This window comes from Bacteroidia bacterium, assembly GCA_016218155.1.
GTDB lineage: Bacteria > Bacteroidota > Bacteroidia > Bacteroidales > GWA2-32-17 > GWA2-32-17.
The window spans coordinates 46,918-61,371 of sequence record JACREQ010000111.1 but is presented as its reverse complement, the minus strand read 5'-3'; the positions used below and the strand labels follow the sequence as shown (position 1 = coordinate 61,371).

At 33.0% G+C, this 14,454-nt stretch carries 7 protein-coding genes; 4 read left to right on the top strand and 3 right to left on the bottom strand.

Annotation, left to right across the window (positions count from 1 at the left end; genetic code table 11):
* Positions 1-334: 334 nt before the first annotated feature.
* From HY951_18905 to HY951_18895, 3 genes are all read right to left on the bottom strand, one after another.
* Positions 335-5,629, bottom strand: coding sequence for a fibronectin type III domain-containing protein (locus tag HY951_18905; GenBank protein ID MBI5542134.1), 5,295 nt, complete (start codon positions 5,627-5,629; stop codon positions 335-337).
* Between the two features lie 170 nt (positions 5,630-5,799).
* The gene (locus HY951_18900) at positions 5,800-6,876 is read right to left on the bottom strand and encodes a DUF1972 domain-containing protein (GenBank protein MBI5542133.1); all 1,077 of its coding nucleotides are present in this window, start codon (positions 6,874-6,876) and stop codon (positions 5,800-5,802) included.
* A complete protein-coding gene (locus tag HY951_18895) occupies positions 6,873-8,036 on the bottom strand; it encodes a nucleotidyltransferase family protein (GenBank protein MBI5542132.1) in 1,164 nt (387 codons plus the stop codon). Before HY951_18895 ends, HY951_18900 begins: the two co-directional genes overlap by 4 nt.
* A gap of 100 nt (positions 8,037-8,136) precedes the next feature.
* Here HY951_18895 and HY951_18890 point away from each other — a divergent pair, with 100 nt between their 5' ends.
* The 4 genes from HY951_18890 (at position 8,137) to infB (ending at position 14,426) form a co-directional block, all read left to right on the top strand.
* Positions 8,137-9,423, top strand: a complete 1,287-nt coding sequence (locus tag HY951_18890; GenBank protein MBI5542131.1) for a DUF1343 domain-containing protein — start codon at positions 8,137-8,139, stop codon at positions 9,421-9,423.
* A gap of 291 nt (positions 9,424-9,714) precedes the next feature.
* Positions 9,715-10,182, top strand: coding sequence for a ribosome assembly cofactor RimP (rimP, locus tag HY951_18885; protein ID MBI5542130.1), 468 nt, complete (start codon positions 9,715-9,717; stop codon positions 10,180-10,182).
* Between the two features lie 8 nt (positions 10,183-10,190).
* Positions 10,191-11,426, top strand: a complete 1,236-nt coding sequence (nusA, locus tag HY951_18880) for a transcription termination/antitermination protein NusA (GenBank protein ID MBI5542129.1) — start codon at positions 10,191-10,193, stop codon at positions 11,424-11,426.
* 48 nt (positions 11,427-11,474) lie between these two features.
* Complete coding sequence (gene infB, locus HY951_18875) at positions 11,475-14,426, top strand: translation initiation factor IF-2 (GenBank protein ID MBI5542128.1); 2,952 nt, start codon at positions 11,475-11,477, stop codon at positions 14,424-14,426.
* Positions 14,427-14,454 lie beyond the last annotated feature (28 nt).

The window sequence follows — 14,454 nt, the reverse complement described above, 5'->3', positions numbered from 1 at the left end:
GTTATTATTATTCAAGGATTATATTTACGAAATACATCAAAAAAATGTTCCGTTTTATACATTTTTAATTAAATTGAATGTGATATATGAAATCATTAATTAGTTTAAAGCTATCATAAAATATAGCATTTGCTCAATTGCTAACCTTCGGGTTAATATTTTATTTCTATTTATTACTGAAGGTGTGGTAGTATTTCTAGTAACCGCAGAGAAAATTCATCGAAGTCTATGATAAGCAGATTAATAGTTATCGACGATGCAAAAATTATAGGCATGTAAGCCACAGACCAAAAATAAAAGGCTGTCCTTTCGAGACAGCCTCTTATTTTTAAATTTATTGAACAATTAATTTTGTCTTATAGGAAAAATCATTTTTACTTAAAATCATGAAATATATTCCGGATGAAAGATTATTAATTTTAAATAAAAAATGATTTTGTCCAACTGAGTTTTCAATAATTGTTGTTTCACAGAGCATTCCATTAATATTATAAATTGACAAGTTAATAAGTCCCTCTTTTTCTGAATTGAAATCTAAATTTATAACATCAGTAGCAGGGTTCGGGTAAGTATTAATATCAAATAATGTCATAGTTGATTCTGTTAATTCTGTATAAGATTTAGCAGTACTAGCAGTTGTAAAGCTTAGAATTGGAGAGTAATTTGAATAAGTTCCGCCAGAATATGTTCTTATCCTACAATTATAAGTGGTATTGGCCTCAAGTGCAGTTAATGTAGCTGGACTAGATGTACTACTTTTAAATTTATAAATTGTTGTTCCGGCTTTATAGTATATAATTTGATATGAGGTGGCTCCACTGCCGTCCCAGCTAAGTGTACATGTTGTTGTAGTAGGTGATCCTACTACAGATAAGTTTGTTGCTAATATTGAAGTACCATTGGCAGTAGTAAAAGAAACGACAGAAGAGTAATTGGAGTAGACACCACCTGAAAATGTTCTAATCCTGCAATTATAAGATGTGTTTGGTTGTAAAGAATTAAGAGTAGTTGGGGAATTTGTTGCAGTTTGAGTCAGGTAATTTGTTGTCCCATTTATATAGTATTGTATTTGGTATGAATCGGCTCCGCTACCATTCCAGATTAATGTTGCAGCATTTGCTGAAGGTGTTCCAGAAACAGCAAGGTTTGTAGCAAGTATTGAACTTCCATCAGCTGTAGTAAAACTAACTATGGATGAATAAGAGGTATAAGTACCTCCAAAATAAGTTCTAATTCTGCAATTATATGTAGTGTTTGGTTGTAACGCATTAATTATTAATGGTGAAGAAGTGGAGTTTTGAGATAAATAATTTGTAGTTCCATCTATATAGTATTGTATTTGATAGTAATCGGCTCCGCTACCATCCCAGATTAAGGTTGCAGAATTCGCGGTTGGTGTTCCCGAAACATTTAAGTTTGTTGCAATATATGAACCATCTGCAGTTGTAAAAGAGATTGCAGAAGAATAGTTAGAGTATGTACCTCCTGAATATGTTCTTATTCTGCAATTATAGATTGTGTTTGGTATTAAATTGGTTAAAGTGTACGGTGAATTTGTTGAACTTTGAAAAAGATAATTTGTTGTTCCATCAATATAATATTGTATTTGGTAAGAATCAGCTCCACTTCCTGACCATGTCAAATTTGCAGTAGTTGCAGTAGGTGTTCCTTGTATAGCTAAATTAGTTGCAAGAATTGAAGATCCACTAGCAGTAGTGAAATGAACTATAGGTGAATAATTGGAATAATTTCCGTCGATATTTGTCCTAATTCTGCAGCAATAGGCTGTGTTTGGTTGCAAAGAATTTAGTGTATAGGGGCTGCTTGTAATTGTTTGTATATTATATTCTGTAGTCCCTTCTATGTAAAATTGTAATTGATAATTTGTTGCGTTACTTCCATCCCAAATTAGTGTAGCTGTGTTTGCAGTAGGTGTTCCAAAAACAGAAAGATTAATGGCTTTCTTAAAAGCATATTCTTGAGTAGTTGTACAGCTATTATTGTCAGTAATCGTAACAGAGCAAATTCCACCACAAATATTAGTAGCTGTACTAGTTGTTTGTACCGGTGAAGTGTTCCAGTAATAAGTGTAAGGGCTTGTTCCACCCGTAGTGGAAATAGTAGCTGTTCCATCACACGAATTAATTGATGGTTCAATCTGTGAAGGTGTTGCAAGCATAATTGAGGGCTCAGTTACTGTTATGTAACTAGTTGTTGTATTACTACATCCATCAGTAATAGTAACAGAATAATTACCGGCTACTAAATTTATTGCTGTAGCGGTGGTTTGATTATCTGACCATAGATAAGAATAAGATGGAGTTCCACCTGCTGGAGTTGCAGTAGCTGTTCCATCATTTCTACCAAAACAGCTTATTTGTGTGAACGATGTTAATACTGTTAATGCTGATGGTTCTGTAATAGTAACAGAGTTAGTTGCTGTGCAATTGTTTAAATCAGTAATAGTAACTGAAAATACTCCGGCTACTAAATTTGTGGCAGTTGCTGTTGTTTGATTATCTGACCATAAATAGGTATATGGAGGTGTCCCACCTGCTGGAGTTGCAGTAGCTGTTCCATCATTACCACCAAAACAACTGATTTGTGTGAACGATGTTAATACAGACAATACAGTCGGCTCTGTAATAGTAACGAAATTTGTTGTTGTGCAGTTGTTTAAGTCTGTAACAGTAACTGAAAATACACCTGCAATCAAATTTGTGGCAGTTGCTGTTGTCTGATTATCCGACCATAAATAAGAATAAGATGGAGTTCCTCCTGTTGGGGTTGCAGAAGCTGTTCCATCATTACCACCAAAACAACTAATTGGTGTGAAAGATGTTATTGAAGTTAATACTTCTGGTTGTGTAATTGTTACTGAATCAATAACACTACATCCATAAGCATCTGAAACGGTTAAATAATATTTGCCTTCACAAAGGGAAGAAATTGAATTAGTAGTATTAGCTGGTATTGTAGACCATAAATAATTATAATTAGCATCACCTCCTGTTGGCGCAGAAGTTGCGGTACCATTGCAGCTACCATAACAACTAACGTTTGTTTGACTAATGTTTGCTGCTAAAGTAAATGGTTGTATAACATCAACAGAATCGTTATATACACAATTATTAATGTCTGTTATTGTAACTTTATATTTTCCTGCACATAAAGAGTATATTGTGTCATTTGTTTGGGCATCGTTCCATAAATAGCTAATAGGTGCTGTTCCGCCGGATGGAGTAATCCAGGCAGAGCCATTACATGATCCGTAACAACTTGCATTTGTTTGTCCCATTGTGCCTGATAATATTGCAGGCTCAGAGATGGAGAAATTGGAAACAGAAGTACAACCAGCTGCATCGGTAACAGAAACAGAATAATTACCAACGCAAAGATTAATTGCATTTACATCAGTTTGAGCTGGTGTAGTTGACCATGTATATGAAAATGGGCTTGTACCAGATGTTACATTTGCAGTTGCTGATCCATTACATAAACCAAAGCATGTAACGTTTACTCTGTTTGTAATATCTGTTATTAAAGCAGGTGGTGTTGTTATAGTTACTTCTTTAACAACGGTTTCACCGCACTTATCTGTAACACTTACAAAATAAGTTCCTGCAACTAACCCGGTAACAGATGCATTTGTTGAATCGTTTGACCATAAATACGTATATGGTTCGTTACCAAAAGTTGCAATAGCTGTAGCTGTTCCATCGTCACCATGCCCGTAACAAGATAAATTTGTAAAAGAAATAGTAACATTTAATGGATCTGGTTGACTAATTAAGGCATTATCTACTGCTGTAATTCCACATTGGTCAGTTACTGTTACGCTGTATGAGCCAGGTAACAAATTGTAAATATCTGATGTTGTTTCGCTGTTCGACCAAATATATGTATATGGAGCGTTTCCCCCTGAAACAGATATTGAGGCATAGCCATCATTTCCTCCACTACAAGTAATATTGTTTTGATTCATTGTTAAGGCTAAGCCTGTGCTAAGTGAAACATTAACTGAACTTATGGCAGTGCAACTATTTGCACCGTTTACAGTTACAGTATATGTGCCTGCTGCTAGTCCGGTTATTGTAGGTGTAGTTTCATTATTTGACCAAAGATAGGTATATGGTTCAGAGCCGTTGGATGGTGTGGCAGTTGCTGTACCGTCATTTGCAATTGGCAAACCTTCGGAATCAACACAAATTAATGTTGAAGATAAGTGTAGGCTATCAAAACAACCAAATTTTGCCACATATGCATCTCTTATTCCAGTTAGAGAATTTGTAAGCTGATTGGTACCAATTGTCAAAATAGGAGAAACAAAGTCTCCGATAGCGATAAAGTTTCTACCGGTAGAACTATAGACTGAAGTTTGCCCTATATCATTTGAAGTGCCGGAAGCCTTGATGGCATTTGAAAAAGCTCCATCTAGATCACTCTCAGCAATAAATGCATCACTACCACCAGAATTGGTTAAGTTATAGATTCCAAAATTCACACTGCCCTCATAAGAACCAGTGATTATAAGCTTATTGTTAGAGATATCAAGATTTATTGCTTTTTCGTTTTTTATTGACCCAATTGCCTTAGTCCATTGCAAATTTCCGTCAGCATTATATTTTAAAACAATTAAATCTGAAGTTCCGGAAGTGGTATTTAAGTAAGTTATTTTTGATGTGTCAGTAGATGTAGAATCAATTTTTAATCTAACTCCGTTATAATATCCTGCTAAATAATGATTGCCGGAATTATCAGTAATATGTTTATTTATATATAAATCATTGTTAATTGCAGAAATTTTTCTTGCCCATATACCATTTCCATCCATGTCTGTTTTATAAATAAAACCTTCTCTGTAAGTTGAATTCGAAGTTAAAGTGCCGGTAGGTAAATAAAAATTTCCAGCAAATTGTCCACTGAAATAATAGCCATTAGCATCAGTACTTATTGATTTAATGGTAGTATTTGTATTATCGTCGTCAATTTTATTTGCCCAATAAAGATTTCCCCAGCTATCGAATTTTGCTATAAATTTTTGATTTGATGCAGATGGAGATGTTAATGAAAATCCTCCTAAAAAAGTAACATCATTTAAAAAACCACCAGCTAAAATGATATTTTCTGAGTTGTCAATTGCTAAAGCACCGTTTGTTTGGTTGCTTGCACCATAAGCAGCATTAAATGCCCATTGGTAATTACCTGCAATGTCGAATTGAACAATTATAATGTCAAATCCACCAATAGTAGGAATGTCTGTTCCTTCAAATGAGAAAGTTCCATTGTTTAACAAAGATAAGTAAATATAATTTTTATCGTTACTAAAAACAATACTTCCTGCGGTTTGTGTATATGTTCCACCCAGCTGTTTAATCCATTGGATTTGTCCATCAGCATTATATTTTGCAAAGAAAGCATCTTGTCCGTTTGTTGTTAACGAAATGCCATCCTGAGTTACTGCTCCATTAATATTTCCAAAAACATAACTATTACCTGAAGCATCTTGTATTACGCTAGTTGGCATGTTTTGCCCGGTACCATTAAAATGTTTTACCCACATCCATCCCTGTGCATTAACAAGCGATGAGGAAATTACAAAAGCGATAATAAGAGTAAAGAGTTTCATATCCTTAATTTTTCAAGTTTTTATTTTAACAAGATAATTTTACGAACTAAATATATTAAAGTTCCAGGTAATAATACTTGTTTTGTTAAAAATTTTACTCTATTTTTTTACAGTTTTTATTGATAATGTATATGCTTAAAATACAGCAAGAATAACGGATAAAAGAATCTTTATAAACAGGAGAGAAGTTTTAAATATTCATTTGTAATAAAATCCCATTGATGAAAATTAGTAATTTTTGTCAGATTGTTTTGAACTGAAACGTTCTTCTTTTCTATAATATTGGTATAATCAATTATTATTTTGGTGAGTGATTGTGGTGTATTAAAAAATAATGCATTGTTTTCCAAAAGTTCTTTATGAAATAAATTATCATGTGCAATAATAAAAGATTTTGCTGCCATAGCTTCTAATAATGAGGGGTTAGTTCCCCCAACTGTGTGTCCATGAATACATGCAAAAGAAAAGTGGCGAAGGTTAGATAGTTTTATCGAATCGTATAGACCTGTAATGAAAATAATGTTAGTTTGTTCAGAATATTTTTTAGACAGCTTCCGGATGTTTGTAACAATGCACAATGTTTTCTCTGAATGAGAATTTTTCCAGGCAGTTATAATAAATTCAATTTGATTCTCGGGTTCGTCACGGGCAACTACTAAAAAATAGTTATCTTTTTTTAGTCCGTATGTATTAATAGAAAGTTCATCAAAATTTGCAGTTATATCTGCTCCATATGAAATGTACTCAGGTAATATGTTATATTTATTTTTGTAATATTCCTGAATTATTTTATGATCTGCAATAATTTTATCAGACTTTGTTACAACAATATTCTCAAACCATTTAAGTAATTTCTTAGTAATTGAATTATATTTAGCTCTTTCCCACTCAAACCCATCCATGTTTGTAATTACCTTTGTACGGTGTTTGTTGATAAGTGCAATTGCAGGAGCTGATGTTCCATACCCACATACCAGAATTACATCTGCATGTTGTTTTATTGCATGTTTGTAACATAAATAATCGTATAAAAAGTGTGCAGCACTTCCAAAAATATTTTCACGACAAGGTATGCGAATAATATTTACTTTCTTGTATAGATTGTTTTTATAAGTGTGAAATGCAGGATTATAAACATATACATCGTTTCCATAATCTGAAAGCCTTACCGAAATTTGTTCGGCAAATTGCTCAAATCCACCGTAATTGTTTGGTATGCCTCTTGTCCCGATTATTGCAATTTTCATGCTGAGTGAACTTTTTTAATATAAACCGACCAAAACCATAAAAATGGGCGAAGTGGATAGTACAGAAAAAATAAATAATCTGGTAAAGGTAGAGTTTTCCAATCTAAATAGTTTGTCATGGGAGCATTTAAACAAGACATAAAATGTTTGAAGCCAGCCTTTAGTTTTATGATATAATTAAATCGAATTATTCTTTCAAAAGTTCTTTTATGAAGCTTTTCTTCTTCAGTATTTATTGCTCTTAAAGCTGATTTTATAATACTTTTATTAATGTTATATGTTTGGAAATCTTTGGGAATGTTACAATTAAAAATTATTTGAATCAAACATAAAGCTTGACTTACCATTCTTTCATCTCCGAAATATTTAGTTAGCTTGTTAAAATAATTGTAGTCAAAATTATTGTTGCTCTGAATGATTTCCTGTATGTCATTTAACCAAAATAGCTTATACCATCTGTGCATTGAGCCATGTACTATTAAATAATGTAATAAAAGTTCGGGTTTTATTTTAATAAATGGATTTGAAGTGATGAATGATTCAAAAAACATTTTTTCTGAATTAGTAAAAAGTGAAGAAGGTGTAATTAGTTTCCAATGAATTTCTACTAGTAGATTGGTATTAGGATTTTTAAAATAATAATGGTGAATAATCTTTTTGTGAACTTTTGATTGTTTTGGACTGAGTTTAAAATCAGGTTTTATTTGTTTATATCCTTCATTAATCATTAATCCCGAAATGGTCTCTAGATCTGTTGGCTTAATTAAAAAATCCAAGTCTAAAGAATTTCGTTTTCCCGGATCGTTATATATTTGAAAGGCTAATGCTGGTCCTTTAATTGGGATAGTTGTAATATTTTTGCTGTCAAATAGATTATTAAGCCTAATCATTTCGGCAGATAGGCTAAGCATCCGCTTTGAGTTTAAAGTTTGTAATTCCTGAATTTGCTTTTTTATATCTTCAGGAAATAAATGAGTATTTTTAATTGTAAACTCATAAACAACGGGATTAATTCTATGTCGTTTTACTAATTTTAAGAATATTTCCCAGTTAAGTTTTTGCTTAAAGTCGGCGGCATTCCATTTGTTGTTTCCACAGCATAAAAGCAGAAACTTCATTTCAGGTGGATAATTCTCAATTATGGAATTTATTTTATTCATTGCAACAAAAGTAGTAAACTCAGTTGAAAATTAATATTTGTTTAATTTTTGTATATAACCAAACTCATTCATTATTTTTGAATAATTTATTCTTTGTAAAATGTATAATCTATTTCACACAAAAAAAATAGAGCCCTTGTCGAAGTTGTCTCCAACAAGACTGGTATGTTTCCTGTTTTTATTTTTTAGTTTTAATTCTTTTGCACAGGTTTTATCCTGTACTCAGAGCTATCTAAGCTATTCGGGATTTATAATCCCGAATTATATAAATTCGGATTTGCAATCCGAAAATGAAAATAAATCTGAAGAGACTTTCCCTGGTGCATATCAGACCACAGAATATTTCCCAATTCTCAAAGGTAAAAATATTGCAATAGTTGCAAACCAAACTTCTTTAGTTGAAAAAACACATTTAGTCGATTCATTAATTTCAGCAGGAATTTTGGTTAAAAAGATATTTTGTCCAGAACATGGATTTAGGGGAACTGCTGATGCAGGAGAGATTGTTTCTTCAACTACAGATAAAAAAACAGGTCTGCCAATAATTTCATTATATGGTAAAAACAAAAAGCCGTCGCCAGAACAGTTAAAAGGTATAGATATAGTTGTTTTTGATATTCAGGATGTGGGAGTACGTTTTTATACTTATATTTCTACAATGCACTATGTTATGGAAGCTTGTGCCGAAAAAAATATTCCACTTTTAATTTTAGACAGGCCAAATCCAAACATACACTACATAGACGGACCGGTTTTAAAATCAAGCTTTAAGTCATTTGTCGGAATGCATCAGGTTCCGTTAGTTTATGGGATGACGATTGCAGAATACGCACAAATGATAAACGGAGAAGGATGGCTTGCAAAAAATGTTAAATGTAAATTGCAAATTGTTAAGTGTAAAAATTATAATCATAACACAAGGTACACATTACCTGTAAAGCCTTCGCCAAATTTACCCAATATGCGTTCTGTATATTTATATCCTAGTCTTGGTTTGTTTGAAGGAACAAACGTTAGCGTTGGCAGGGGTACTGAGTTTCCTTTTCAGGTATTAGGGAGTCCATTTCTCGATTCAATGCTTTTTCATTTTATTCCAAAATCTTCAAATGGCGCAAAAAATCCAATGTACGAAAATAAAAAATGCTATGGTGTCGATCTTAGAAATTCAACTGATACTGTGTTTACATTAAAGTATATCATTAATATGTATAAGATGTCGCCGAATAATGAGACGTTCTTTAATCCCTTTTTTCAAAAGTTAATAGGTACTGATGAGGTTATTCCATTAATAAAAGCAGGAAAAACTGAAGCAGAAATTAAAACTTTATGGCAAAATGATTTAAATAAGTTTAAAGAAATAAGAAAAAAGTATTTGCTTTATCCTTAATAATTTGTCATTGCGAGGAAGAATGATGTGGCAATCTAATTACGTCATCTTGAGTCCATGATTAGTGACGTGACAACGATTCTCTTGCTTCGCAAGAAAATAGTTACCACGCCTGTTTCACAGGCTCCTAATGATGATATAATTATTTTGGCAGTATGAAATCCAGTAGATTAAATAAGATTTTTACAAAATTATTGTAATCAAAAAATATTTTTATATCTTTGCAACGAATTCAGGGGAAAGATATGACAGGGGACCGAAAGTCCCCTGTTTTATTAGCCTAAATTATTTATGATAGAAAAAGAAAAAATACAAAAAGTAGCTGCAAATGCTGATTTAGGCAAAGACTACATTGTAGTTGATGTTGAGGTAAAACCTGTAAATGTTTTTACGGTTTTTATCGAAAGCGTATCTGGTATTACAATTGGCGATTGTATTAAAGTTAGTCGATTTATCGAAGAAAATTTTGACCGTGAAGTTGAAGATTACGAGCTTTCTGTTTCATCTGCAGGAATAGATAAACCGCTGACACATAAAATTCAGTATCAGAAAAATGTTGGAAAAACTGCTGAAGTACTTTTAAATGATGGTAAGAAATTAAAAGGAGTTTTATCAGAAGTTTGCGATAATTCAATAAAATTGTCTTTTAGTCAGAAAGAAAAATCGGCAGAAACAAAAAAAACTGCATTGGTAGAGAAAGAATTAGAAATAGAATTTAATAATATAAAATCGGTAATGATTGTTGTTTCTTTTAAATAAGAAGAACTATGGAAAATTTAAATTTAATAGAACATTTTGCAGAATTTAAAGATCTGAAAAACATCGACAGGGCAACTATGATGCGCGTGTTAGAAGACGTTTTTAGAAGTACATTAAATAAACAATTTGGCGAAACAGATAATTTCGACATCATTATTAACATTGATAAAGGTGACTTTGAAATCTGGAGAACCAGAACAGTTGTTAATGACGAAGATTTTACTGATCCTGTAACTCAAATTGCGTTATCAGATGCTAAAAAAATTGATGATGATTATGAAGAGGGTGAAGATGTTTCTGATGAAGTAAAATTCGCAGATTTTGGTAGACGTACTATTCTTGCTTTACGCCAGAATCTTTCTTCTAAAATCCTGGAACTTGAAAAAGACAGTATTTTCAGTAAATACAAAGATAGAATAGGTGAAATTGTTTCAGGTGAGGTATATCAAATCTGGAAAAAAGAAATTCTTATTCTTGATGACGAAGGCAATGAATTAATAATGCCTAAAACAGAACAGATTCCTTCTGATTTCTTTAGAAAAGGCGATAATGTTCGTGCAGTTGTTGTAAGAGTTGAAATGAAAAATAACAACCCACTGATTATTCTTTCTCGTACATCACCGGTATTCCTTGAAAGACTTTTTGAACTTGAGGTTCCAGAGATTTTTGACGGACTTATTACTATCAAGAAAATTGTTCGTATTCCAGGTGAAAGAGCGAAAGTGGCAGTTGAATCTTATGATGACAGAATTGATCCGGTTGGCGCATGTGTAGGTATGAAGGGAAGTCGTATTCATGGTATCGTTCGCGAATTGAAAAATGAAAATATTGATGTTATTAATTTTACAAATAACACAAACTTATTTATTCAGCGTGCTTTAAGTCCTGCAAAAATCAGCGACATTAAAATTGTTGACCCCGATAAGAGAGCTGAAGTATATTTAGATCCAGATCAGGTTTCACTTGCAATTGGTAAAGGCGGTTTAAATATTCGTCTTGCAAGTCAGTTAACCGGTTTCGAAATAGATGTTTACAGAAATGTTCAAGAAGACGATGAAGATGTTGACCTTGACGAATTCTCAGACGAAATCGATGCATGGGTTATCGATGAATTTAAGAAAATTGGATGTGATACTGCAAAAAGTATATTAAATCATAGTATTGAAGAGTTGGTTCGTCGTACCGATTTGGAAGAAGAAACAATTCAAAATGTTGTGAATATTGTAAAATCAGAATTCGAATAATATTTTTTTATATATTTAAACCCTTTCAGGGAAACAAAAGTGCCGGATATGACAGAAGAAATTAAGGCAATGCGATTAAATAAAGTTGCAAAGGAGCTGAATGTTGGAATTCAGACCATTGTTGACTATTTGCATAAAAAAGGATACAAAGTAGAGATTAATCCTAATGCAAAAATTTCGCAGGAAATGTATGATGCTCTACTTGTAGAGTACAATTCTGATAGCAATATCAAGAAGAAATCGGCAGAAATTAATTTAAAAACTAATGAGCGCAATGCATCAATCACAATTGATGACATTAATAAAAAAGCTGCAGAATTAGAGAAGGAAACAGAAAATGAACCTGCTGAACAGGACGAATTAATTATCAAGAATTTCAGCAAACCTGTTGAACCTCAGATTAAAATTATTGGTAAAATTGAATTAGATAAACCAAAACCAAAACAAAAACCTGTTGCCGAAACACCTCCACCTCCAACAAAAGAAAAGCCGGTAGTAAAAGAAGAAAAGAAAGCTCCCGAGGCAGAACCAAAGAAAGAAAAGGAAGTAGAAAAGAAAGCTGAGAAAAAAGAAGTTGAAATTTACTCAACAAAGGTTGATAATATTGAAGGTAATATTAAGATAGTTGGAACACTTGATTTAGCTAGTTTAAACCAGAAAACGAAACCAACAAAAAAGACAGGTAAACAAAAATATAAAGGCAACGAAAAACCATCTTCTAAAAAAGAAGAACATACTACCGAAGAGGTTATTCCTGAACAAAAATTTGAAGAAGAAATTATTGACACGGTTGTTGAAACCAAAAAAGATGCAGAAGTATATCGTCCTGCAATAAAAAAATTATCAGGTCCAAACATTGTAGGTAAAATAGAACTTGCAGCTGAAGTTCCTTTAAAATTAGAGAAAAAGCAAAAACCAGCAGGTTCTTCTTCTGATTATAATGCTGCCGATTCCAGAAAGAAGAAAAAACGTAAGAGAATTAATCTTGTAAAAGCTGGTGATGTAAAAACTGATGCTCCTGTATTACCATCAGTTGGTGGTGGTTCTAAATTAAGAAAAAAAGGCGATAAAAAACGACCACATCGAAATGAAATTGACACAGAAGAAGTAGATCGCAATGTAAAAGATACATTGGCTTCTTTAGCTGGTGGAAAAGGAAAAACTACAACTTCTAAGTATCGTCGTGAAAAGCGTGATGCTGTCAGCCAGAAGATGCAGGATGAAATGGATCGTTTGGAAGAAGAAAAGAATATTCTTAAAATCACTGAATTCGTTTCTGTAAACGAACTTGCTACATTAATGAATGTACCTGCAAATGATGTGATTTTAACCTGTATGAATTTAGGCTTATTTGTTTCTATAAATCAACGTCTGGATGCTGAGTCATTGTCGGCTATTGCCGATGAATTTGGTTTTACCGTTGAATTTATTACATTAGAAGTTCAGGCCGATATGGTTGAGGAAGTTGTTGATAAACCTGAAGACTTAATTCCTCGTCCACCTATTGTTACGGTAATGGGACACGTTGATCATGGAAAAACAAAATTATTGGATTATATCCGAAATACTAATGTTGTTGCAGGTGAGGCCGGTGGTATAACACAGCACATTGGAGCTTATAGTGTAAGACACGAAAGTGGAAGAATTATTACTTTCCTTGATACTCCTGGTCACGAAGCGTTTACCGCGATGCGTGCACGTGGTGCTCAGCTGACTGATGTTACGATTATTGTTATTGCTGCGGATGATGGCGTAAAACCTCAGACTGTTGAAGCAATTAATCATGCTCAGGCCGCAAACGTGCCAATGGTTTTTGCAATTAATAAAATTGATAAGCCTGGTGCTAATCCGGAAAAGATTCGTGAAGAATTATCTAAAATGAATTTGTTGGTTGAAGAATGGGGTGGCAAATACCAGTCTCAGGAAATAGCCGCAAAACCAGGAACTAACGTAGCACTACTTCTTGATAAAGTTATTCTTGAAGCTGATATGTTAGATTTAAAAGCTAACCCAAATCGCGAAGCTGCTGGTGTTGTTATTGAGTCATCGTTGGATAAAGGTCGTGGATATATTTCAAATTTATTAGTGAATGCTGGTACTTTACACGTTGGTGACATTGTTCTTGCAGGTTCATACTATGGCAGAATTAAAGCAATGTTTAATGAACGTAACATGAAGCTTAAAGAAGCAGGTCCATCAATGCCGGTACAGATTCTTGGACTTAATGGTGCTCCTCAGGCTGGTGATAAATTTAACGTATTAAAAACCGAACAGGAAGCCAGAGAAATTGCAAACAAACGTATGCAGATTTTACGTGAACAGGGCTTACGTACTCAAAAACATATTACACTCGAAGAAATTGGTCGTCGTTTAGCTATTGGTAATTTTAAAGAACTTAATGTTATTGTAAAAGGTGACGTTGACGGATCAATAGAAGCATTAAGCGATTCATTAATAAAATTGAGTAACGAAGAAATTCAGGTTAATGTTATACATAAAGCAGTAGGTCAGATTTCAGAATCAGATATTATGTTAGCAGCTGCTTCAAATGCTGTAATTATCGGATTCCAGGTTCGCCCATCTGTAAATGCACGTAAACTTGCCGAAAAAGAAGAAATTCAGATTCGTCTTTACTCTATTATTTATGATGCTATCGAAGAAATTAAACAGGCGATGGAAGGTATGCTTTCACCTGTTATTAAAGAAGAAATTCTTGGATCAGCAGAAATCAGACAAGTTTTCAAAATCGGAAAAGTTGGCACAATTGCAGGATGTATGGTTAACGAAGGAAAAATATACCGTACTGCAAAAATGCGCGTAATCCGTGATGGTATTGTTGTTTATACTGGAGAACTTGGCTCACTTAAACGTTTTAAAGACGATGTTAAAGAAGTTGCTTCAGGATTAGATTGCGGATTAAATATTGATCGCTTTAATGATATTAAAGTTGGCGATATAGTTGAAGCTTTCAAAGAATTTGAAGTAAAGAAGAAATTATAACAAATTACAATAAATATATTAAGTCATG

Bases quoted from the DNA above. Each gene is read 5' to 3' on its own strand.
- rimP (MBI5542130.1), top strand. From the start codon at position 9,715: ATGATAGAAAAAGAAAAAATACAAAAAGTAGCTGCAAATGCTGATTTA.
- HY951_18905 (MBI5542134.1), bottom strand. From the start codon at position 5,629: ATGAAACTCTTTACTCTTATTATCGCTTTTGTAATTTCCTCATCGCTT.
- HY951_18900 (MBI5542133.1), bottom strand. From the start codon at position 6,876: ATGAAAATTGCAATAATCGGGACAAGAGGCATACCAAACAATTACGGT.
- nusA (MBI5542129.1), top strand. From the start codon at position 10,191: ATGGAAAATTTAAATTTAATAGAACATTTTGCAGAATTTAAAGATCTG.
- HY951_18895 (MBI5542132.1), bottom strand. From the start codon at position 8,036: ATGAATAAAATAAATTCCATAATTGAGAATTATCCACCTGAAATGAAG.
- HY951_18890 (MBI5542131.1), top strand. From the start codon at position 8,137: ATGTATAATCTATTTCACACAAAAAAAATAGAGCCCTTGTCGAAGTTG.
- infB (MBI5542128.1), top strand. From the start codon at position 11,475: ATGACAGAAGAAATTAAGGCAATGCGATTAAATAAAGTTGCAAAGGAG.